A 22700-nucleotide genomic window follows, 5' to 3' on the forward strand; every position below is an offset into this window, starting at 1 on the left:
TTAAATAACCGACCAAGAAAAAGATTAGGATTTAAAACACCCAACGAAGTATTTATGCAGTCCTTAAAACGTGTTGCACTTCGTACTTGAATCCACCAATTGATTTAATGGTAATCTAATCATATAACGAAAAATTATTGGAGATAATTCACGATGGAAAAGCCATACCTATTTTTAAAAAAAACCATATTTTGCTGTTTATGTTTTTTTAGTTTGTTGAGTTTAGCGCAAAACAGTTTTCCCAATAAACCCGTTAATCTGATTGTTCCATTCCCACCTGGAGGTGCGGCAGACCAGCCCTCTCGCTTAATTTCACAAGCATTATTCAATGTTTGGCAACAACCAGCAGTGGTATTTACAAAGCCTGGAGCAGGAGGTGCGATTGGTACCGCATTTGTCGCGAACTCCGCCGCCGATGGATATACGCTACTCGCAACAAATCCATCAATGATCATTGTGCCGGAGGCTGACCGTATGTTTAGTCGACCACCTACGTTTGATATGAACAATTTCGCTCCTTTAGCCCTACTAGTCGCAGATCCAATTGTATTGGTTGTAAAAGCAGATGCTCCTTGGAAAACGTATAAAGATTTTCTGGCGGAAGCCAAAGCTAAACCAGGCGAAATCACTTATGGGTCTTCTGGTGCTTATAGTGCTTCACACATCCCGATTGAAATGTTGGCCAATGCAGCCAATGTCAAGTTACGACATATTCCATTTGCTGGCGGCGGTCCTGCGATTCTTGCTGTATTAGGTGGTCATATTTCAACGACAGCTAGCTCACCGGCAGCGGTTGTTAATCAAATTAAATCTGGCGCTCTAAGGGCACTAGTAGTTACTGGCAACAAAAGACTAGCCGCGCTTCCTGACGTCCCTACTGCGATTGAACTAGGCTTTAAAGATGCTGAATTTTATTTATGGATTGGTCTTTTTGCTCCCATCAAAACACCTCCCGAGATTGTACAAACCATCCGTAATGATTTGAATAAAGCAGTGACGCAAGATAATGGCTTTATTCAAAACATGCAAAAACTCGGTGCGACTACCGACTATCGTGACGCACCAGCTTTTGCTGAGTTTTTATCGAAAGATGCGGAACGAATCAAATCTACGATGCTAAAAATTGGTAAGGTAGATTAGGCTGCGTTTTCAGGCGCAGTCTAATCTTGATCAAGATTCCTTGATGACCATGGATGGGTGAATATCAGCAATGCTTGGGGCGCCCATTTGTTGCATCACCCCACGTAATTCTGTTTGTAAAATATCCATCACTTTTTCTACGCCAGGTTGACCAAAGGCGCCTAAGCCCCACAAATAGGGTCGTCCAACACAAACGGCCGTAGCCCCTAATGCCAGTGCTTTAAAAACATCCGAACCCCGTCTTACACCACTATCAAACAAGATCGGCACTTTGCCTCGAGCGACTTTAGCAACCTCTGGTAAACACTCGATAGAACCACGACCACCATCTTCACTGCGACCGCCATGATTCGATACATGGATACCATCGACGCCATACTTCAAGCATAATGCGGCATCCTCTTCCGTCACAATACCTTTTAAAATGATTTTCATTTTCGTCGTGTCACGAACCTGTTTGATAAAGTCCCAAGTCATATTGGAAGATTGCATGCTTTTAACTTTTGACATATCGATACCATCGTAATTGGGGCGCTCTTGAGGACTACCAATCCCGTGAACGTGACAACCGGCACAATTTCTTGGATCTAATTTTTTGAGTCTAAAAAATGTTTCTTGATTTCTACCACCATTGCGGTCCACTGTAATTTCCAACACAGGAGCGCCTGCTCGCTCTACTCGACGAATCACTTGTTTCGCCACCTCAACACTTGAAGTTGCATAGAGCTGAAACCAAACCTCTCCTTGTCTAGCGGCGATCACATCTTCAATCGTAGATGCCCCAGCATTAGAGAGTACATTTAAAAAGCCTCCAGCACGAGCTGCACGGGCAACAGCAATTTCACCCTCTGGATCATAGGCTTTATTACCACCTGTTGGAGCAATAATGATCGGAGTTTTCCATTTCGTACCAAACAAATTAACCGACATATCTATTTGACTTACATCACGCATGCGACGTGGTCGCAATTGGTACTTTAGAAAAGCGCTTCTATTTGCTCTTAATGTGATTTCATCATCAATGCCTGCAGCCATGTAACCAAAATGGGCTGGGGGTACTTTAGTAAATGCGACTGCTTCAAAATCAAAAACATTAATCGCATCTTTAGGACTTGCAATTAAATCTAGAGGGGTTGTTGGTGTCCAAATCATGGGGTCTGGTCGCTTCGTAAAGTTTCTTACTAGCTCCTTAGTTTCTTGAGCAGTAACATCCTGGCCAAGACCTAGCGCAAATAAGGGACTTGCAGCAAGCCAATTAAGGAATTGACGGCGTTGATCATTTAAATTATCTTGATGACTCATATATCTCCTTTTTAATTATTTTGTTAATTTCGAATAGTATTGCATTTACTTTGTGCAGTTCATATCAGTATTAACCTTTAACTGTTCTACAATCAACCAAATATATAGCTCAAAAGTTTCAGTGAACTAATAGTAGCGCTCGCTTTACATCATAGAGAGGATGGCATGAATTCAAAACGTAAACTGCTTTTAAGCATAGGAGGAGGACTTATTTCATCCGCAATGGCACAAGAAATGACACCCAATCGACCGAAAGAAAAGGGCCCGCTGGTTTGGCTTAATATGGATCAAACTGAGTTAGATTCTGCATACGATCAAAGTGTTTATGCACCTAATATTCAACAAGTATTAAAACGTTATGCTAGTAATAGCGAACTGACGCGGGGTCGTCTAGGTAATCCTAAAAATTATGCATACGGTCCCACCGCTATAGAAGCGCTTGATATTTATCAGAGCAATCAGCCAAAGGCTCCTATTAATATTTTTATTCATGGTGGCGCTTGGCGATCTGGCTTAGCGAAAGACTTTGCTTACAATGCTGAGATTTTTGTAAATGCCGGTGCGCATTATGTAGTCCCTGATTTTATTAATGTGATTCAATCCGGTGGCGACTTAATGCCAATGATAGAACAAGTCAGAAGAGCGGTTGCTTGGGTTTACAAAAATGCAGCAAGTTTTAATGGCGACCCAGATAAAATTTTTATCTCTAGCCATTCTTCTGGCGCTCATTTGGCAGGTGTGGTACTCACCACGAATTGGCAAAAAGACTATGGTTTGCCGATGAATATCATTAAAGGTGGTCTGTTATGTAGTGGCATGTATGATCTCAAACCTGTGCGTTTGTCGGCTAGAAGTTCTTACGTCAAATTCACTGACAGCGTTGAAGATGCACTCAGCGCACAACGTCATCTTGAATTTTTAAATACTCCAATTATTGTTGCCTACGGCAGTCTTGAAACCCCTGAGTTTCAACGTCAAAGTCGTGACTTTGTTAAAGCGGTAAAAGAGCTTGGTAAAAATGTTGAATTAATTGTCGGACAAAACTATAACCATTTTGAATTGCCGGAAACTTTAGCAAATCCTTATGGAATTTTAGGAAAATTAGTTTTAAAGCAAATGAAGTTGGCTTAACTCATTCAACAACTAACGCCGATTTGGTAGCTGTTTTGCTACCATCTTGGATTGGTTTAACTGTGTAAATGTTATAAAAATTTTAGTTAGTTACAGTCCAAGATTCAATCAATTGGGTCTTCTTCCACTGGTCATCAAAACCAAAAATCTTAATTTCAGTTTTACCATTGCTCTTCACCTTGACATCCGCCCATGAGTACATTCGGTCACTTGGCTTATCCATCATCTCTTTTGAAATAGCATAATTAGATCCACCACTTCCGACAATAACTTGCCATGCGTGACCACCTTCTGCTTTTCTAGGTTGGCTTGCATGATAAGTATGCTGATGCCCAGTAAATGATATTGCTTGATATTTTTCGATAATATCCCAAAAGGTATCTCTCACCTCTTTCCGGATATCAAAACCACCCGCTTTTATCTTATTCAAAGATTTCTGTTTTTCTGTATTGTAGGTAAATGCCATTTTGTGGGAGAACACAAAGAAGTTTTTTGCACCTCGACTTTTCGCTCGCGCAAAATCTTCGGCCAACCAATTTACTGGTGCAGAATCATCGAAGCCTGTTGGATCCGTATTAATAATTGCAAAGTGGGATTGATCAACATCAAAAGAATAGCTGAGTTGAGATTGGTCCGTAGTAATTCCATCCGAACCAATTGCAGGAGTGTTTTTGATATCCCATGCTGAAATTTTAGTTTTAGTGATTTCCTCCCAGCGAACAGGATTAACAATTAAATCTCCCATATTTTCTCGCCAAAGAATCTCACTTTCGACAACGGCCTTTTTAATTGGTTTGCCATTATCATCTTTTGCTTTAATTTGTACTTCATGGTTACCTGGCACTGGCACAATATAAGTGCCAGTTTCCATCAGGTGTGAGGTTGCGCCTCGCCAATAAGCGTATTGTGTATTCATAATTTTGGGATCAGTTGAGTACCCATAAATCATGTCGCCATTAAAAAATAAGGCTTGTGGTTTTGCCGCTTGTATTTCTCTGACCATGCGGGTCAAGACTTTCGTGTTTTGGATCCATAACTGCTCTTGGGCAGATAGTTTTACCAATGCGGGTTCTTCTCTACTATCGCCAACCGTTACAAAGTGGAATAAAGTTTTTACTTTTGCATGTTTCGTTTCTGTCTGAGCCAAGCTTGTTTGTGAAATGATAATGCCAAGTAAAACAACTAGAAGTTTCCTCATTTTTTTAATACGCCTTTAAATATACGTTCGTTTTGTTAAACCTACTTCGTTTTAGTTTTGTTAACAAAATTTCCGTTATACACAATCTGTTGGAAGTTAAAATCCTAGCATCTGAACATGATGTTTTTGTTAAGATGTGATGACTGTTGAATAGAAACGTCAAAGGTACTGAGATTATTTAGGAAAACATCTCAGTACCTTTTTGAATTGATGAGAGCAATTATTTCTGGCGACAAAAGACCATCACCATCATGATGGTCGCAAACAGCTCTGCCAGTAAAAAGCCTAGTACATCCTGTGGCGCAATTCCGACAAAAGTATTTGTAAAACTTCTAGCCACTGTTACTGCAGGATTACTAAAGAAGGTAGACGATGTAAACCAATATCCTGCTGTAACAGTCAGTGCCACCAACATTGGCACCCGATCTTTAGCCCCCTTAACGCCAATCCGAATGACTGAGAGTAAAACGAGGGTCGACACAATTTCACTCACCCAAATACCCAGACCAGTTCTGACCTTTGTCGACTCTTGTAAAAGTGGCAAGTTAAACATGACATGGGTCAACAAGATACCAGTAATTGCTCCGCTAAATTGACAAATCAAATAGCCGACTAATTGCTTTAAATTCAGGTCCCCTAATTTATAAAACATCAAACTGACTACTGGATTAAAGTGCGCTCCTGAGATAGGCCCTAACAGGGTAATCAAGACATATAAACCGGCACCTGTTGCAATACTGTTGCCAAGTAAAGCGACTGCCGCATTACCGACACCTAAGGTATCGCCCATAATGCCTGAACCGGCAACAATTGCAAGTAGAAGAGCCGTTCCTATAAACTCAGCGATGTAAGACCTCATAACGTTTTATGTATTTCTTTAAGGCTGACTGAGTCCAAGGAATCTAATGGCAACTCGGCCAAAAGATCAATCCTTTTCTTTAAGCCAATCATCACGTCTCTAAAAGCACGTCTTTTCACTTCATCTGACCCTTGTACTTGAGATGGGTCAGGAAACCCCCAGTGTGCAGTAGCTGGTTTACCCGGCCAGTAAGGACAGACCTCACCAGCGGCATTATCACAAACCGTGATAATGAAATCCATCTTCGGAGCATCATGTAATGCGTACTCATCCCAACTTTTGCTCCGAAGCTTGTTCTGATCGTACCCCATTTCTAGGGTTAATTCAGTTGCGAAAGGATTCACTGAAGTTCCAGGAGTTGAACCTGCTGAAAAGCCAATAAATTTACCACTTTGATGGGTAGAAGCTAGTGCCTCGCCTAAAACTGAACGAGCTGAGTTGTGCGTACATAAAAAAAGAACGTTATATTGTTTCATGTTGAAATGGCTTTCATCAGCGTTTGATTAGGACTACAAGGCTTGCCATTACAGCAGTTATCTAACAAAAATTCGGTCAGATTTTCCACTAGTGCGGCATTGGGACGATAAATAAGATGGCGACTTTGACGTTCCACCACCAAAAGATTGGCTGTGACTAATTCTTTTAATTGATAGCTCAGTGTAGCGTTTGGAATACCCAGTTTTTCAATCAGTTCGCTTGGGGTGATTCCTACGTCTCCACGTTGAACAATCAGGCGAAATACATTCAGGCGGGATTCATTACCCAAGGCAAGGAAAGCAGCAATAGCATCTTTATTGTTCATATTTCCAATTATATGGAAATATGTTACAAATTCATTAAATTTGGTTTCTAATGGTGTTATCCCTTTCATTTCAACCATATTTTTAAACGTAACCATGGCAGACTTACCCAATATTGACTTTTCAATTTTTAAAAAACCTTCAACGGCTGATCTACAAACCATTACTTTGTTGAATCATCCGCCAAGGATATTGCTTTTATATGGGTCGCTGAGAGAGCGTTCCTTCAGCCGATTGCTGGCTGAGGAGGCGCAGCGATTATTAATTGCCATGGGTTGTGAAACACGATTTTTTAATCCCGCGGGACTACCTCAAGTAGATGAAGTCCCAGAAACACATCCCAAAGTCGTTGAATTACGAGAACTCGTGCAGTGGGCTGAGGGAATGGTGTGGAGTAGCCCAGAACGTCACGGTGCCATGACTGGACTAATGAAGTCGCAAATCGATTGGATTCCATTAAGTGTTGGCGCCGTAAGACCTACTCAAGGAAAAACCTTAGCTCTTTTACAAGTAAGTGGTGGTTCCCAATCTTTTAATGCGGTAAATCAAATGAGAATCTTAGGTCGATGGATGAGAATGATTACGATCCCGAATCAATCCTCTGTACCAAAGGCATTTTTAGAGTTTGATGAGCATAATCGGATGAAACCTTCTGCTAACTATGATCGGGTGGTTGATGTCATGGAGGAGTTGGTGAAATTCACTGTATTAACCCGCTCAGTTTCTCATCATTTAACTGATCGTTATAGTGAGCGCAAAGAAAGTGCTGAAGAACTATCGAAAAGAGTGAATCAATAATAATTATTTTGATGAATATCAATTGAAATGTTTTTAACTAAGGGTAATCTGACCATGAAGTCTTACCCATGATCGTACGATTTTGATTCAGCTAGATGGTTTTCTTTTACTTAAGTATTTTATGTTCGCTCGCGTACATACTTTGATGATTGCTTAGGTTATATTGAACTCTCAACTGGCTGTATAAAACTGGAGCATCAAATGTTAAAAACGCCATTAAAAGATCAGAATCATTTGTTTCACTCAATTCCCACTTCAGAGTGGGAAAGACTCCTACCCCATATCGAAGCTGTTGAAATGCCTCTCGGTATGGTTATGTCGGAACCCGGCATGAAATTAAGCCACGCTTATTTTCCCTCTACCGCAATCGTTTCCGTACTTCATGCCTTAGAAAATGGCACCTCTGCCGAAGTTGCCGCGATTGGTAACGAAGGGCTCATTGGCATATCAATTTTTATGGGTGGCGGAACAAGTAGTAGCTCATGCATTGTCAAAAGTGCAGGTCTAGGATATCGAATCAAGTCACATATCTTATTGGAGGAATTTAATTACTCTACACCTCTCATGCATTTGTTTTTACGTTTTACGCAAGCTTTAATTACACAAATCACTCAGACTGCTGTTTGCAATCGTCACCACTTATTAGAACAACAACTTTGCCGGTTATTGTTAGTCAATTTAGATCGGTTACCAAGTAATCAACTGCTCATGACCCAAGAGTTAATTGCGAGATTGCTCGGCGTGCGTAGGGAAGGTGTTACTGAAGCGGCATTAAAAATCCAAAGCGCTGGTTTTATCAAGTACGCACGCGGACAGGTCACGATTTTAGATAGGATCGGCTTAGAAAAAAGATCTTGTGAATGTTACAAGGTGGTTAAGACTGAATATCAACGGCTGCTTCCCGAGAGAATGGCCATCTAAGTAAAAGACTTGAGTACTGCTTATTAACCCAACCGGACTTCCACATGTTAGAAACAATCGCGATTTTAGTTCTGATTCTTTGGTTAGCTGGTGTAATTACCTCCTATACCCTAGGAGGGTTCATTCATCTTCTTTTAGTCGTCGCAATTGTCATGTTTTTAATTAGGGTAATTCAAGGTGGAAAACTTTAGTTATTCATCAATAACTTCGGTGCATCAAGATACCCTCTACTTATTATTGGAAAAAATATTCATATGACAACGCAAAAAATGTGCCCCATTGCTCACGGGGCCAATACTGAGATAAGTGAGAACCCAATTGCTTGGTGGCCAAAGTCGCTTAACTTAGATATTTTGCATCAACACGATCAGAAGACAAATCCCATGGGTGCATCTTTTAACTATCGAAATGAGTTAAAAAAACTTGATGTTCAAGCATTAAAAGATGACATGCTAGCACTCTTCACTACCAGTCAAGATTGGTGGCCCGCAGACTGGGGACATTATGGTGGTCTCATGATACGCATGGCCTGGCATTCTGCTGGGACATATCGCATTGCGGATGGTCGTGGCGGTGCGGGGACGGGTAATCAACGATTTGCACCCTTAAACTCGTGGCCAGACAATACCAATTTAGACAAGGCTCGTCGATTTTTATGGCCAATTAAAAAAAAATACGGGAATAGTATTAGCTGGGCTGACCTGATGGTTTTTGCAGGCACCATGGCCTATGAATCGATGGGACTTAAAACGTATGGTTTTTCATTTGGTCGCGAAGACATTTGGCATCCTGAAAAAGATATTTATTGGGGTTCTGAGAAAGAGTGGCTACAAAAAAGCAATGGCAAGGGAAGCCGTTATTCAGGAGAACGTGACTTAGTCAATCCATTAGCCGCTGTCATGATGGGTTTAATCTACGTCAATCCTGAAGGTGTAGATGGCAATCCAGACCCGTTAAAAACGGCTCAAGACATCCGTGTAACTTTTGCTCGCATGGCGATGAATGATGAAGAAACGGTTGCACTTACCGCGGGTGGACACACGGTTGGTAAAGCACACGGCAACGGTCATGTAACTCACCTTGGACCGCCACCGGAAGGGGCTACTCTAGATGAGCAAGGGCTAGGCTGGATGAACCACCAAGAACGAGGCATTGGCAACAACACAGTGACTAGCGGGCTTGAGGGGGCTTGGACAACCGAGCCAACGAAATGGGATAACGGATATTTTAGGATGTTATTAAACCATGAGTGGAGGCTTACCAAAAGTCCAGCAGGGGCATGGCAATATGAACCTATCCATATTAAAGAAGAAGATAAACCTGTGGATTCAGAGGACTCGTCTATTCGTCATATGCCCATGATGACAGATGCAGATATAGCCATGAAAATGGATCCAGAATATCGCAAGATTGCAGAACGCTTTAGCAAAGATCAAGCCTATTTTTCTGAAACCTTTGGAAGAGCTTGGTACAAACTAACCCATCGGGATATGGGTCCTAAGGCCAGATATTTTGGTCCAGACGTCCCCAAAGAGAATTTAATTTGGCAAGATCCTATACCAACGGGTTCAACAAATTTCAAAATAGATCAGATCATTACCGCGCTTAAAGAGAGTGGTCTTAGCATGAGTGATCTGGTGACAACGGCTTGGGATAGCGCTCGAACCTATCGTGGCTCGGATAAACGTGGTGGCGCGAATGGTGCAAGAATTTGCTTAGCTCCTCAACTCAATTGGCTTGGCAATGAGCCACCTAGACTAGCTAGGGTCCTTCAGGTTTACAAGAAGATATCCGCCGAATATGGCATTAGCATTGCAGATACTATCGTTCTAGCTGGAAACTATGCCATTGAACAAGCAGCAAAGGCTGGTGGTGTTGATATCAAAGTACCCTTTACTGCAGGTCGTGGTGATGCCACAGTCGATATGACGGACATAGAGTCTTTCGCAGTGTTAGAGCCGGTTGCTGATGGTTTTAGAAATTGGTTAAAGGAGGACTATGCAGTCACCCCAGAAGAGCTACTATTAGATCGCGCTCAGTTAATGGGTCTCACAGCTCAAGAAATGACCGTACTTATTGGTGGCATGAGGGTACTAGGAACTAACTATGACAATACAAAGCACGGTGTATTTACCGATAAAATCGGTGTCCTTTGTAACGATTTTTTTGTCAATCTGACGGATATGAATTACTCATGGCAAGCTACCGGAAGAAATAGTTATAGCATCGTAGATCGTCATTCAGGCAATACCAAATGGATAGCTACTCGCGTTGATTTAGTATTTGGCTCCAACTCCATCCTTCGCTCCTATGCTGAAGTCTATGCGCAAGACGATCATCAAGTAAAGTTTATAGAAGACTTTGTTGCGACTTGGGCTAAGGTAATGAATGCAGACCGTTTCGATGTAATCGATAGCCTCAAAGGAAGTACTTAGACACTTCAATACACATGACACCCTTCCATGCGTGGGCAAGGCAATGATTAGGGTTTCCCACAGTGTTCATTCCGGTAGAACAATGTAAGTATTCAAAAGATATAAAAGTCATCAGCTATCGTTCATCGAAACTAGTTTGATTGTGACTTTTTCAATTTGAATTATTGAGGGAGTTTTCAGATGTCAAAAGTGTATTGGGTTAGCGTATACAAATCAATTTCAGATTTAGATGCTTTAGCGGCGTATGCCAAATTAGCTTCTGCTGCAATGACAGCGCATGGTGGAGTATTTGTTGCAAGGGGTAATCCAGTACATATCATCGAGGCTGGGATACAAGAAAGAGTCGTTTTAATCGAGTTCGAAAGTTTAGAAAAAGCCTTAATTGCTTATAACAGTGATGGTTATCAGGCCGCATTAAAAGCGCTTGGTAATACTGCCGTTAGAGATATTCGAATCATCGAAGCAGTTTAAATCTATCTAAACTTCCTAAAAAACTAGAGGCTTTTTCCATGAAAAAATTTGTGCCATTTGTTTTAGCTACTCTTTTTGTATCGTTTTCAAGTACGCTCGTTTCCCAAGAAGTTAAGGTGCCAAGTGGTGCGATTCGGGTTGGTGTCTTAAATGATCAGTCAGGTGTTTATTCAGGCATGGGAGGGCTCGGTAGCGTGGTAGCCGCAAAAATGGCTATTGAAGATTTTGGTGGTTCAGTATTAGGAGTTCCCATTGAACTGATCTCGGCAGATCATCAAAATAAAACGGACATTGGATCTTCGATTGCTAGAGAGTGGTATGACGTTAAAAAAGTGGATGTCATATTAGACTTGGCGGCCAGCAATGTCGGCTTAGCGGTAATGGGTATTGCTAAACAAAAAAATAAAATTGTCATTAATACAGGCTCAGGTTCTAGTCGTATTACCAATGAAGACTGTAATGATCGAACGGCACATTGGGTTTATAACACCTACGCTTTGGCTCATGGCACAGGTCAGGCTGTGTTTGATCAAGGTGGTGATAGTTGGTATTTTATTACCGCAGATTATGCATTTGGACATTCGCTCGAAAAAGACACAACGGATGTCATTAAAGCGGGTGGCGGAAAAGTATTGGGATCAATCAAACACCCATTGAATGCATCTGACTTTAGTTCCTTTTTATTACAAGCTCAAGCTTCTGGCGCTAAGGTCATTGGTCTAGCGAATGCGGGAACCGATGCTGTCAACTCGATTAAAGGTGCAAAAGAATTTGGGTTGTTAAAAAACAAAAAGCAACAAATTGTAGGTTTAACTACGTATGTAACAGATGTCTATGGGCTGGGAGTAGAAACTGCTCAAGGTATTCAATTAACCGAAGCATTTTATTGGGACATGAATCCTGAAACTAGGGCTTGGTCACAAAGATTCTTTGAGCGTCATAAACGTATGCCATCCATGATTCAAGCGGGTACATATTCTGGTTTAATGCATTATTTGAAAGCAGTTAAGGCAGCAGGAACTTCCGAAGCTGGCCCTGTAATGGCTAAAATGAAATCAACGCCTATCAATGATTTTTATTCAAAGAATGGTGTGTTACGGGAAGACGGCTTAATGGTTCATGACATGTATTTGTTTCAAGTTAAAACTCCGGAACAAAGTAAAAGCCCATGGGATTTGTACACGCTTAAACAAACTATTCCGGGTAACCAGGCATTTGGATCTTTAGCCGAAAGTAAATGTCCTTTACTTAAAAAATAATCGTACGGCTCACTTAGCAATATTGAAAAAGACTTGAGGGAAAACTTCCCTAAGTCTTTTTCTTATCCATGATTTGACATTTGATATAGTTTCCAATGTAAAGGATGCAAAGTTGGTCAATCTACATTCTCAAGTTGTATACACCTAAAAGTTAAATTAATTCTTGAGCTCACTAATTGCTTTGTTTTTAAAAGGCTATGGTGCCAAAATTCTTGGGTAGGTGGATACATTACCAATACACTGCCATTTTCTAAAAACATAGCGTGAGTGGTTTTATGAAGTTTATGCTTGAAAGCAAACTTACGAACTGCGCCTAAGCTAAGCGAAACAATCGGGGCATTTCTATCTAATTCCAATTCGTCATCGCTATGCCATCCCATACCCTCACTGCCATTATGATAAAGATTCAGTAAGCAAGAATTAAACTTGTATTGGACGAGTGCCTCCATTTTATTTTTGATCCAGAGAAGATCTGCAGTCCATGGTTGCGGATACTTTTTTACTCCCGAATAGGTATAAGAACAATCTTGGTCACCAACCCATGCAACTTTTCTTTGGGTAGTAATCTTTTTACCAAACATATAAAGTTGATCTGGTTGCCAATCTAACGTATTCAGGCAGGCTTCAAACAGTCGATTGGATGTTGCGTCGTCAAAGATGCTTGGCATATACTCGACTCGACCATCCGTATCAAGGCATGTGGTGAAAGTTTCCGTGGACTCGAGTTTAAATTGCATCTTTTCAACTAACTATCGCCATAAACTCTACGTCGAGAGTGAGCGGCCACTCCGTCTTTCAGTGCTTCTCGTATAGGAAGTGCCATGAAGTCAATACTCTTCTTTACTACAAAACGTTCTAATTGATTTGGTATTGGCTTATCAATCAACGGATAGACCCAATTTGGCAGATTCAAAAAACCTGCGTGGCTAATGAGTTTAATAAAAGGTTTAGCAGCTAAATTACTGGGAAAGTTTTCTAGTAAATCGATAATACTTTTGGCACGCTCTCCAAAGTAAAGTTCTGGAATGTAGCTACTGATGGCATTTTCAGTAGCGGCATAGGTTGTGGGTAAATCGCTTGCCCCCATTCTTTCACCTAAAGATTTCATTTCCAAAAAATATTGGTCTTTCTCCTGAACGCTGATTTTTTCGTGACGATATCCCTCAAAAGCACGCATGAAGCTACGCGTCTCCGTCAAATGTACCCAAGCTAATAAATGTGGATCATTCGCCGAATAAGGCTTCCCAAATTCATCAAAGCCAGTAATTTTCGTATGAATACGATTCACTTTATCAATGATATTATTCGCCATTTCAGTGGAACCGTAGGTTGTCGCAGCAATAAAATAGGCCGTTCTACCAAGGCGTCCTTTCAGATCTTCGCGAAAATTAGAGTGATCCCAAACTCCGGCCAAAGCCTGAGGATGTAATGCTTGCATGATTAATGAGCTAATTCCACCAATCATCATCGAGATAAAGTCCGCATGAATCTGCCAAGCAACTGACTCGGGGCCCAGTAAACCTCGATCACCTACGGGAGTTAAAAATGCGATTGGGGGACCACTACCACCCACCATTTCTCTAATTGTTTTACGAATTATTTCATCAAGCATTCGGTTAATGCACGATAAGATTTTTTAAGTCATCATCTTCAATAATTTCAGTAATTAAGTCGAGTCTGATGCGTGGATTCGTTTGTGCCAGAAGATGTGTTTTTTGTGCGAGAGAAATTGGCAATAACTCTGCAAAACGATTAGACACCCAACCACAATCATCAATCCTAAAGGGCTCTTTAATTGAAGATTCACTGAGAAGGTCCTCGCTTTTTAAAACACTAATAATTTCATCCAATAACTTTGACATTTTTAAATGCTCCTCAGGAATTGGCATAAGTGGATCGCTATCCAGTAGTTCCACTTCGCCAACCCAAAGTCCATTTGACTCCTGCTGACTTTGCAATAATTTAAAACGCTTTGTACCTAAGGATTTAGTAATAAATAGAGCAGGTTGAATTGGGTCAAAATCTTTAATTTGTGCCAATGTGCCAATTTGAGAAAAGGTCGTCGATAGACCTTCGTTGTTAGTTTCCTGCCCCTTAATAATACTTACCACCCCAAATTCAGTATTTTCACGCATACATTGCTTGATCATATCAAGGTAGCGAGTTTCAAAAATCTTGAGCGCTATTATCCCGTCAGGAAACAACACTGTTTCTAGTGGGAATAAGGGAATTTTTCTTAAAGGGTCGTTGAAATTAGCCATCCCTACAATGTAATGGATTTGAATGATTTTTGCTGACTCGCCATCAATTGAGTTTTTTAACCCAGTTGATGCATATGGTGCCGTAGTTTTTCCAAAAAAAGCTGTTGGCCTTGGTTAACTTGTTTTGACCATTCCTGACCAGAGGCCTCATTGGCATCATCAGAGATGAATTTATAAGATATCCAGTTAACTTGATGCTCATGGGCCACAGATGCGATCGCAAATAGTTCCATATCGACCACATCAATTCCATTCTGTATCAACCAATGATCCTGTTCGGTCACGAAACTATCACCTGTTCCACAAAGATGCCCTTCTAATAACGAAGAGTGGGTATTGGGCTTTTTCGAAAAAGGCACTGTGCCTCTAGGTGACAGTGGTTCAGCAATCATGTCTCTTTGGATGACTGACCCAATGGTAATGAGTCCAGATAAATCTTTCGTAATTTTTCCAACCGTTCCATAATTAATGATTAAACGCGGGTTAAATTCTAAGATTGCTTTGTAGGTAGCGATGGCGGCATTAACCTTACCAATCCCTGAATAGATAACTGGGATATGAGAAGATAGGAGTTTGCTATCGAACTCATCTTCCAGTGCCACTATTACTACTAAAGAGTTTTTCATATTTATGAATTTATTAGATTATTTGCCAACAATTCCTGATTTCCCAAAGCCAGGAATTATGTTTAAAGATATTTCACCTCTACTAGCCAATCAAACAGCATTTTCCTATGCTATTGATCAACTCCATGAGTTGTCCACTCATCATGACTTTGATTATATTTTGGGAATAGAGTCTCGTGGCTTTATTTTTGCAACTGCACTAGCTCAAAAATCTAAAAAAGGACTGGTATTAGCTCGAAAGCCCAACAAATTACCGAAACAAGTTTTTTCTGAGAACTATGGTTTAGAGTACGGGAAAGACTCCTTAGAAATTCAACAAGACATCCTGCCCAAGCAATCCAAGATATTACTCATTGACGATGTATTAGCCACTGGTGGGACCTTAATTGCAGCAGCAAACCTTGTCAAAAAATCAGGCGCAAAGGTGGTTGGCTCTTTAGTTTTATTAGAGATTTTTGAACTCATGGGCAGGGAAAGACTACTTAATGAAAACATTCCATCAAACGCTTTAATTAAAATTTAGATTGTGACTACACATTTCAATTGAAATTATTTTTGTAAGATAACCACTCTCAATGGCGTTTAGAGGAGGCTGTGATCTTTTCGGTATACGCAATCGCTAATGCAGAAAATACAAAGGTAATATGAATTAATGTCTGCCACATCAGTGTTTTTTCATCATAGCTTGTCGCATTAATAAACGTCTTTAATAAATGGATTGAGGATATGCCAATGATTGCGGTTGCTAGTTTAACTTTTAATACGCCGGCATTTACATGAGATAACCACTCCGGTTGATCAGGGTGATTTTCTAACTCAAGCCGTGACACAAAGGTCTCCCATCCTCCCACAATTACCATCACGAGTAAGTTTGAAATCATCACCACATCTATTAATCCCAAAACAATCAACATTATTTCAGTTTCAGAAGGTGTTTTTAACGATATAAGAGAAATCAAATGAACCAGTTCAACCCAAAACTGCCATACATAAACAGCTTGTGTTACCACTAGGCCAATGTAAAGTGGCGCCTGTAGCCAACGCGTCATAAAAATCCACTTTGGCAAAGGTCTTAACTTTTTCTCAAACTCCGTGATGTCATTTGGCATATTTAACCTTTATTTAAAATCAGTCTTTTTAACTTCTATAAGAATCCGAAGTATCCACAAATCTAGTTTTTATATTACCTTAATTTATCTGATGGGATTTTTTCAGAATAACTACGAAAAATATTTGAAGCAGATGAACAGATTACTCGTAATACTTTTGATAGTCAGGTACTTGTAATTTGGATAACAAAATTTTTTTGCTCTTAAAAAACAAAGTAAGATAAATATTTACCCTTGTTTATGATAGGATCAATTAATCCTTTTCTTGTTAGATGCGCCAAGCTGTATCAATATAATGAGGGTTAGGCTTCGACATGTAATCTGTTTACGTTTTTATTATTAACGATTAGATATTTCAAAACATGGGAATGATTTTCAATTAATAAATGTATGAAGGTGATCAGAATAAAGTATTTTTTATCCAAGCTCAACATTAAGATTTATCAAACCGTTGCTATTTTTTTCGTCTATTTAACTCTTTCGCATATTGTTAACGCACAAATAAAACATTCCCCAACTCACCTCTCAAAGACAATGGCATTTGTTCCTGCGGGTACTTTTATCATGGGTTCCACTACTGGAGCCGAGGATGAAAAGCCAGAACACCCCGTTTTTGTGAAGGCTTTTTGGCTCGATATTCTACCGGTTACGAATGCTGATTTTGCAACGTTTCTGAATACTCATCCCTTGAAAAATATTCAAGGGGAAACTTACTACGATGACCGTGATGCTGATGCCAGAATTCATTTGGTAAGTTCCGTATGGCTTCCAGACATTGGCTATGAAAACCATCCCGTGAATGAAGTGAGTTGGATTGGTGGAAAAGACTATTGTCATTGGTTAAATAAACGGCTCCCCACAGAATCAGAATGGGAGAAAGCCGCTAGAGGTCTTGATGGTAGAAAATATCCTTGGGGCAACGCAGACCCACAAATTAAATTTGCGCGTTACGATGCTCCATTTAACGCCTCAGCTCCCGTTGATGCTTATCCTGATGGCGCTAGCCCCTATGGCATTTTAGATATGGCAGGTAATCAATGGGAGTGGGTTTCGAGTATGTATCGTGCATACCCCTATCAAGAAGATGATGGCCGGGAAGATCAACAAACCGGTCCAATCCGAGTTACTCGCGGGGGTGGCCATGATTCCAATGCTCAAGAAATTACTAGTACTCATAGAGGTAGGTATCTTTCGAGAAATCCCAAAGCTGGTCATCACAATATTGGGTTTCGTTGCGCCAAATCTTAATAGATAAGTTTTAATTCAGCATATTTGTTTTTCCTGTAAGTGCATATTGCTATTTGCCCTATACTTGCCAAATGGAAAACTCTCAAGTCAAATGCATCGAAATTGATGGTATCAGCGCAGTTTATCTTGGCTCACTCAGTGCAAAGAAAGTAATTATATTTATTGGTAGAAGTAACTCTCAAAAATACTCAGCTCCACTCGAAAGGCTTCTAGGTGGCCTAGTATCGGATGGATTTTTACTGGTTTGGCCTGTAAGTAGATTCGAATCAATTGGTAGGTTTTTAACAGAAAAAAGTACTAAAGTACTAAATTGGATACATCAAGTATTTGGGACACTCGACTTATTCAACCAAGAATATCTACTTCACCTAATTAAAGGATTGATCTTAATTAGGCACCCAACAAAATGGGATTATTTTTTTGAGTGGCTCAGCAATAATGATCAAACTCTATATCTGCGTGAGGCTATTCAATTCTTTGGTAATCATAGGGCCCTCTTCATCCTATCTCACTCTGCTGGGGGCATCATTGCGTCTAGTCTTGCCGGTGAGATAAATCTTAAAAAAATAATTTGTTTTGGCTATCCATTTAAACACCCAAACAATCAGCACGAAGATTATCGAACAGAGCATTTAAAAAAGTTTAAAAAACCCTTTCTCATTATTCAAGGGAATCATGATGAGTACGGTGGTTCAGAGGTTCTCCACGAATACGAAATGTCGCCGAATATTGAATTTGAATTCGTGGAGTCAAATCATGAATATGAAAACCTATCAACTGTAGATTGGTTAAAGGTCACTCGGCGCCTAGCAAAATTCTTAACTGATTAAAATAATAATTTACTAAAATAATAGCTCAAGCAAGCAATGAAAGCCGTAGCTGGGATCGTTATCACCCAGGCCCAAATAATATTTTGCGCTAAGCCCCAACGAACTCCGCTTATATGTTGAGTCGATCCAACACCAATGATTGCTCCGGTAATCGTATGAGTGGTTGATACAGGAATACCAAAACTGGACGCCAAAAATAAAGTAATAGCCCCACCTGTTTCAGCACAAAAGCCACCAACCGGTTTTAACTTAGTTAAGCGACCACCCATTGTTCGAACAATGCGCCAGCCACCAAAGAAAGTCCCACAAGCAATGGCAAAATAACAAGACAAAATGACTAAATATCCTGGCGAGTTACTGGATGCACTTAAGTAACCTCCAGAAATAAGAATTAACCAAATAATGCCAATTGTCTTTTGTGAATCGTTACCCCCATGACCGATGCTATAGGCTCCTGATGAAATTAACTGCAAATTGCGAAATAATTTATCAGTCATCGCAACCGACTTATTTTTGAAAATATGGGCTATCACCACCATAATGATGGAGCCTAAGATAAAGCCTAATAAGGGTGAGAGAAATATAAAAGCAATCGTCTTTAAAATCCCAGTCCAGACTAAAGCACTTAATCCCGCTTTAGGCAACGCAGCGCCAATTAAGCCGCCAATTAATGCATGTGAAGAACTTGATGGAATACCATATAACCAAGTAATAAAATTCCACGATATAGCTCCCACTAGAGCGCCGAAGATAACATGCATGTCCACAATACTAGGAGTAATGATACCCTTGCCGATAGTCGCTGCGACAGTTAAAGGGAATATAAATAATGCTGATAAATTAAAAAATGCTGCAAATGCAACTGCTTGGTTAGGCCTTAGAACGCCTGTAGATACGATTGTTGCAATGGAGTTGGCTGCATCATGAAAACCATTCATGAAGTCGAAAGCTAATGCCAGAAAGATTAATAGGCCAATAACCAATAAAGATTCTTGTACCATTATGAATTTTCCAAAACGATGCTTTCAATAATATTTGCAACATCCTCGCACATATCAGTAATTGTTTCTAATAATTCGTAAATCACCTTTAGCTTGATTAACTCTTTAACATCTTGGCAATCTAAGAAAAGACTACTCATCGCCGAACGCATAATCCGGTCAGAGTCTGACTCTAAAATATCAATTTCTTCGCAAGTTTTGAGTATGGCTATTGCCGTATTTGCTTTACCAGTATCTGGCAACAATGAAACTGCATATTTGACTCTTTCGCAGGCCTTTAAGGAGAGGTCTGATAATCTCAGTATGTCGATATTCACTTGATTCACGTTATACAAAATTAGCACCTCTGCCGTATCTTGAATAGCGTCGGCGATGTCGTCCATTTTGTTAATCAACTCATGAATCTGTTCTCTGTCAATCGGGGTAATAAAGGTCTTATGAACCAGACGATTTACTTCTTTTGTCACACGATCTGCAGCATGTTCAGAGTCATCTATAGTCGCAATATTTTGATTTCGTGAGTTAATATCACTATAGTTATCTACTAAATCTTTTAAGCCCTGTGCGGTTTTTAATACAAATCCAGCATGCTGATTGAACAGGTCAAAAAACACATCATTTTTAGGTAAAAATTTGCTAAAAAACATAAATTTGTCTAGGCCTATATAAGTATTGTCATACAATTGTAACGAAGCCGTAACAGTTTCATGGAATTAATTTAAAAATATTTCGTTATTTTTGATGTTTATCAATCCTCACCCATTGCACTCACTGGGAATCAAATAACTTACAGTTTTGGCTTATAAAGACTTACAGCATTGTGCCAAAGGCTTTTTCTAGATTCCGTAGGGCCTAAAATTTGTTGAATGAGCTCAATATCGGAAGCTTGAAAAGGGCGCTTCGCACGGGTTGATGGCAAATCTGTGCCAAACATTAGTGCTGTTGAATTACGCTCAGCAATTCGTTCAATTGCCTTCGAAACATTCATATTCACTCGACCAAATCCAGTAAGTTTAATTTTGGCACCTGCATCCACTAAATCAAGAATGACAGGTAGTCCTTCCTCATTCATCCCCATATGATCGATAACAATTTGTGGAAGTTTTGAAAGTTTTGCCACATGTGGCTTTAAGGCCACAGAATCTGCATAAATTTCTGCATGCCATTTCCCAACAGCGTGAGCCCGATTTGCTAATGAAACAATATCATCAATGGTATCAATCCGACCACGAAATACATTGAAGCGAAGTCCTCTTACACCAATTGAAGATAGGTTAACAATTTCTTCATCTGGCACATCGGGTGGAACTTGAGTTATCCCAACCCAACGGGGTCCAAGTTGCGGAAGTGTTGCTCTTAAATAGGTCTGATCATACCCATGGAATGAGCCGGATACGATGGCTCCAGACGTGATCCCAAGAGGGATTGTTTGTTGCCGGTATTCCTCTAATGTAAAAGAGGGTGGAACATACCCCTGATTAGGTACGATGGGATAACGTTTATCAATGATATGACAATGCGCATCAAAGATATCAGGTAATCGCGGACCGGTGCTACAACCAACTAACGAAAGTCCAGTAAAGGCTCCCGCGCCAAGTAGTAATTTACGACGATCAATATTTTTAATCATATGTTTGAAAATTAAGTGAGTTTTAGGATGTATTTCTCGTTGATAAAAGAATCTATCTACCAATGGTAATTTAATGTGACCTGAATGTCTCAGATGATGATGAAAAGATCATTTTGCTAAGCCACACAGCGACTGTTAGAGCAAACAATTTAGAACTCTTATTTTCTTATCCAACCAATTTATACAACGACCAACTCAAATTAATAACTACTAACCCTATCAGCGTAAAAAAGTAAATTTCATCCCCAGAACCCGCTTACTAAAATCTGGTGGCGGCGTATTAATCCCTTTCGCGTGGATTAGACGACCAATGATGAGTGTGACACCTGGAATAAGTACTAGCCACCAAGGTGCGCCATTTAATTCGAGGCATGCAATCAAAATGACCCCAATTGGAACATACTCAGCAAAATTTCCTTGAGCACGAATAGCTCTCTCTAACTCTTCATGACCACCACTGCCTAAACCAACTTTATTCTTACGCCTCAAGTTAATAACAGCAAATGAGAGTTGGATGAAGATTATTGTTAAAAAAGCGGCAATGGTTGAGGTAACGAATAACATTTAAAACTCCTATTAGAAATATTAGCTTATCAGAAATCACCACGCCAGTATTTCTATACAGGATCAATGTGAGTCATCACATTCAAAACAGGTAACTCTTTCATAATTCGATTTCTAGCACTTAAGGCAATATCGTGTCCGACTTGAACCGTAGCGTTCGCATCCACATCGATGTGAACATCCACTAAAATCATATCCCCCATCTTCCTTGTTCTCCAATCATGAAAGCCCATCACGCCGTCCGTAACTTGATTAATAGACATACTGTTTGGCATAGGCCGCGTCATTATAGAGTGCCTCGGAATACTTATCATTGCCGTAATCGCGAATGATTTTTTGTCCTGCGGCAGAACCCACAAAACGAATAAATTTTAGTGCTGTTTCTCTCCCGGACGTAGAACTCTGAGGAGCGCATAATGCGTCATAGGTATTTACTAAAAACTTATCACCGCGATACAAAATCTCTAACTGAGGGGCAACATTCTTTTCTGCCACCCAAGTACTACTATCCGTCATGAAATAGGCATTCTCGTCATTGGCTCTTTTCAAAGAAGCCGTCATAAAGTCATTGGTCACAATGTACCAATTACCTACAGGAGTTATGCCTGCATTTTTCCATATATCCATTTCTTTAACATGCGTGCCACTCTTGTCGCCGCGAGAAATAAAATTCGCTTGGGCTCCGGCAATCTTAGCGTAAGCATTCGCTCCACTAGTCGCCATTTTAATGTTGGCGGGATCAAATTTGGGGCCAACAATATAAAACTCGTTGGAGCCAATCAAGGTTCTATCGGTAGCCCATCCCTCTGCCAATGCTTTATTCACTGCCTCTGGTGCATGCACCATGATCATGTCCACTTGTTTCGTCTTCAACAAGTTTAAAGATGCTCCGCTACCAGCTTTAATCCACTCCATCTGGGCATTTTCTTTTTTACCAAACTCTTCACCTAATACTTTCAGTAGTCCCAACTCTCCTGGACTCCCCGTTGCTAGCTTATAAACATTTGCGCCAGCCCCATATACAGCTTCTACCTTTATTTCAGACTGAGCCATACCTTGCAATCCAATCAAACAAAACGTTATACCAAAAATGACCTGAATGAATTTTGACATTATT

26 protein-coding genes and 1 pseudogene are annotated in these 22700 nt (G+C 40.2%); 11 read left to right on the plus strand and 16 right to left on the minus strand.

The features are described from left to right. The first annotated feature begins 153 nt into the window (after window positions 1–153). A complete protein-coding gene (locus tag B8983_RS12710) occupies window positions 154–1140 on the plus strand; it encodes a tripartite tricarboxylate transporter substrate binding protein (RefSeq protein WP_084285657.1) in 987 nt (328 codons plus the stop codon). Window positions 1141–1170: 30 nt separating this feature from the next. Here the strand turns inward: B8983_RS12710 and B8983_RS12715 are convergent, their stop codons facing one another. Next, window positions 1171–2442 (minus strand): alpha-hydroxy acid oxidase, encoded by a 1272-nt coding sequence (locus B8983_RS12715; RefSeq protein ID WP_084285659.1) that lies wholly within the window; start codon window positions 2440–2442, stop codon window positions 1171–1173. A 165-nt stretch (window positions 2443–2607) separates the two neighbouring features. On the opposite strand from B8983_RS12715, the gene B8983_RS12720 reads away from it, so the two are divergent. Beyond that, window positions 2608–3573 (plus strand): alpha/beta hydrolase, encoded by a 966-nt coding sequence (locus B8983_RS12720; protein WP_084285661.1) that lies wholly within the window; start codon window positions 2608–2610, stop codon window positions 3571–3573. Between the two features lie 82 nt (window positions 3574–3655). On the opposite strand, the gene B8983_RS12725 is transcribed toward B8983_RS12720, so the two are convergent. The 4 genes from B8983_RS12725 to B8983_RS12740 form a co-directional block, all read right to left on the minus strand. Beyond that, on the minus strand, window positions 3656–4771 hold the full coding sequence (locus B8983_RS12725) for a metallophosphoesterase family protein (RefSeq protein ID WP_084285663.1): 1116 nt from the start codon (window positions 4769–4771) through the stop codon (window positions 3656–3658). 220 nt (window positions 4772–4991) lie between these two features. Then, window positions 4992–5630 carry an aquaporin gene (locus B8983_RS12730; protein ID WP_084285665.1) on the minus strand — a complete coding sequence of 213 codons (639 nt, stop codon included), beginning with the start codon at window positions 5628–5630 and terminating at the stop codon, window positions 4992–4994. Then, window positions 5627–6106: an arsenate reductase ArsC gene (locus B8983_RS12735; protein WP_084285667.1), complete on the minus strand. Its 480-nt coding sequence runs from the start codon at window positions 6104–6106 to the stop codon at window positions 5627–5629. Before B8983_RS12735 ends, B8983_RS12730 begins: the two co-directional genes overlap by 4 nt. Next, the gene (locus B8983_RS12740; protein WP_234987047.1) at window positions 6103–6528 is read right to left on the minus strand and encodes an ArsR/SmtB family transcription factor; all 426 of its coding nucleotides are present in this window, start codon (window positions 6526–6528) and stop codon (window positions 6103–6105) included. Before B8983_RS12740 ends, B8983_RS12735 begins: the two co-directional genes overlap by 4 nt. On the opposite strand from B8983_RS12740, the gene arsH reads away from it, so the two are divergent. The 6 genes from arsH to B8983_RS12765 all read left to right on the plus strand — a co-directional run bounded on the left by arsH (window position 6527) and on the right by B8983_RS12765 (window position 12314). Beyond that, a complete protein-coding gene (gene arsH / locus B8983_RS12745) occupies window positions 6527–7228 on the plus strand; it encodes an arsenical resistance protein ArsH (RefSeq protein WP_084285767.1) in 702 nt (233 codons plus the stop codon). The two genes, B8983_RS12740 and arsH, sit on opposite strands and share 2 nt — an antisense overlap. A 201-nt stretch (window positions 7229–7429) precedes the next feature. Then, window positions 7430–8149: a Crp/Fnr family transcriptional regulator gene (locus B8983_RS12750; protein ID WP_084285670.1), complete on the plus strand. Its 720-nt coding sequence runs from the start codon at window positions 7430–7432 to the stop codon at window positions 8147–8149. 44 nt (window positions 8150–8193) lie between these two features. After that, a complete protein-coding gene (locus B8983_RS13940) occupies window positions 8194–8340 on the plus strand; it encodes a lmo0937 family membrane protein (RefSeq protein ID WP_143736185.1) in 147 nt (48 codons plus the stop codon). A gap of 63 nt (window positions 8341–8403) precedes the next feature. Next, window positions 8404–10584: a catalase/peroxidase HPI gene (katG, locus tag B8983_RS12755; RefSeq protein WP_084285672.1), complete on the plus strand. Its 2181-nt coding sequence runs from the start codon at window positions 8404–8406 to the stop codon at window positions 10582–10584. Between the two features lie 180 nt (window positions 10585–10764). Continuing rightward, the gene (locus B8983_RS12760) at window positions 10765–11055 is read left to right on the plus strand and encodes a DUF1330 domain-containing protein (RefSeq protein ID WP_084285675.1); all 291 of its coding nucleotides are present in this window, start codon (window positions 10765–10767) and stop codon (window positions 11053–11055) included. Between the two features lie 38 nt (window positions 11056–11093). Next, a complete protein-coding gene (locus tag B8983_RS12765) occupies window positions 11094–12314 on the plus strand; it encodes an ABC transporter substrate-binding protein (RefSeq protein ID WP_084285676.1) in 1221 nt (406 codons plus the stop codon). A gap of 116 nt (window positions 12315–12430) precedes the next feature. Here B8983_RS12765 and B8983_RS12770 read toward each other — a convergent pair whose 3' ends face one another. The 4 genes from B8983_RS12770 to B8983_RS12785 are packed head-to-tail and all read right to left on the minus strand — an operon-like array spanning window position 12431 to window position 15201. Beyond that, window positions 12431–13051 (minus strand): alpha-ketoglutarate-dependent dioxygenase AlkB family protein, encoded by a 621-nt coding sequence (locus B8983_RS12770; RefSeq protein WP_084285679.1) that lies wholly within the window; start codon window positions 13049–13051, stop codon window positions 12431–12433. Between the two features lie 8 nt (window positions 13052–13059). After that, a complete protein-coding gene (locus tag B8983_RS12775; protein WP_084285681.1) occupies window positions 13060–13926 on the minus strand; it encodes an oxygenase MpaB family protein in 867 nt (288 codons plus the stop codon). Between the two features lie 4 nt (window positions 13927–13930). Then, entirely contained in the window at window positions 13931–14575 is a 645-nt protein-coding gene (locus tag B8983_RS12780) for an LON peptidase substrate-binding domain-containing protein (protein WP_084285684.1), read from the minus strand. A gap of 56 nt (window positions 14576–14631) precedes the next feature. Then, on the minus strand, window positions 14632–15201 hold the full coding sequence (locus B8983_RS12785) for a phosphorylase family protein (RefSeq protein WP_084285688.1): 570 nt from the start codon (window positions 15199–15201) through the stop codon (window positions 14632–14634). 4 nt (window positions 15202–15205) lie between these two features. Between B8983_RS12785 and B8983_RS12790 the strand changes: the two genes are divergently transcribed. Next, window positions 15206–15724, plus strand: coding sequence for an adenine phosphoribosyltransferase (locus tag B8983_RS12790; protein ID WP_084285691.1), 519 nt, complete (start codon window positions 15206–15208; stop codon window positions 15722–15724). A 49-nt stretch (window positions 15725–15773) separates the two neighbouring features. On the opposite strand, the gene B8983_RS12795 is transcribed toward B8983_RS12790, so the two are convergent. Next, window positions 15774–16310, minus strand: coding sequence for a TIGR00645 family protein (locus B8983_RS12795; protein WP_084285694.1), 537 nt, complete (start codon window positions 16308–16310; stop codon window positions 15774–15776). A gap of 390 nt (window positions 16311–16700) precedes the next feature. Here B8983_RS12795 and B8983_RS12800 point away from each other — a divergent pair, with 390 nt between their 5' ends. Both B8983_RS12800 and B8983_RS12805 read left to right on the plus strand, forming a co-directional pair. Then, on the plus strand, window positions 16701–17558 hold the full coding sequence (locus B8983_RS12800; protein ID WP_084285697.1) for a formylglycine-generating enzyme family protein: 858 nt from the start codon (window positions 16701–16703) through the stop codon (window positions 17556–17558). 71 nt (window positions 17559–17629) lie between these two features. Next, window positions 17630–18388: an alpha/beta family hydrolase gene (locus tag B8983_RS12805; RefSeq protein WP_084285699.1), complete on the plus strand. Its 759-nt coding sequence runs from the start codon at window positions 17630–17632 to the stop codon at window positions 18386–18388. Here B8983_RS12805 and B8983_RS12810 read toward each other — a convergent pair. The 6 genes and pseudogenes from B8983_RS12810 to B8983_RS12835 form a co-directional block, all read right to left on the minus strand. Next, the gene (locus B8983_RS12810; protein WP_084285702.1) at window positions 18385–19389 is read right to left on the minus strand and encodes an inorganic phosphate transporter; all 1005 of its coding nucleotides are present in this window, start codon (window positions 19387–19389) and stop codon (window positions 18385–18387) included. The two genes, B8983_RS12805 and B8983_RS12810, sit on opposite strands and share 4 nt — an antisense overlap. Beyond that, window positions 19389–20036 carry a DUF47 domain-containing protein gene (locus B8983_RS12815; RefSeq protein WP_084285705.1) on the minus strand — a complete coding sequence of 216 codons (648 nt, stop codon included), beginning with the start codon at window positions 20034–20036 and terminating at the stop codon, window positions 19389–19391. Before B8983_RS12815 ends, B8983_RS12810 begins: the two co-directional genes overlap by 1 nt. A gap of 140 nt (window positions 20037–20176) precedes the next feature. Continuing rightward, window positions 20177–21019: an amidohydrolase family protein gene (locus B8983_RS12820; RefSeq protein WP_084285708.1), complete on the minus strand. Its 843-nt coding sequence runs from the start codon at window positions 21017–21019 to the stop codon at window positions 20177–20179. A 219-nt stretch (window positions 21020–21238) separates the two neighbouring features. After that, on the minus strand, window positions 21239–21583 hold the full coding sequence (locus B8983_RS12825; protein ID WP_200806907.1) for an MAPEG family protein: 345 nt from the start codon (window positions 21581–21583) through the stop codon (window positions 21239–21241). A gap of 53 nt (window positions 21584–21636) precedes the next feature. After that, a pseudogene (locus tag B8983_RS12830) lies at window positions 21637–21828 on the minus strand (cation transporter dimerization domain-containing protein); the annotation flags it as partial. 7 nt (window positions 21829–21835) lie between these two features. Next, window positions 21836–22696 carry an ABC transporter substrate-binding protein gene (locus B8983_RS12835; protein WP_084285712.1) on the minus strand — a complete coding sequence of 287 codons (861 nt, stop codon included), beginning with the start codon at window positions 22694–22696 and terminating at the stop codon, window positions 21836–21838. Window positions 22697–22700 lie beyond the last annotated feature (4 nt).

Origin of the sequence: Polynucleobacter kasalickyi (assembly GCF_900176405.1) — a bacterium.
GTDB lineage: Bacteria > Pseudomonadota > Gammaproteobacteria > Burkholderiales > Burkholderiaceae > Polynucleobacter > Polynucleobacter kasalickyi.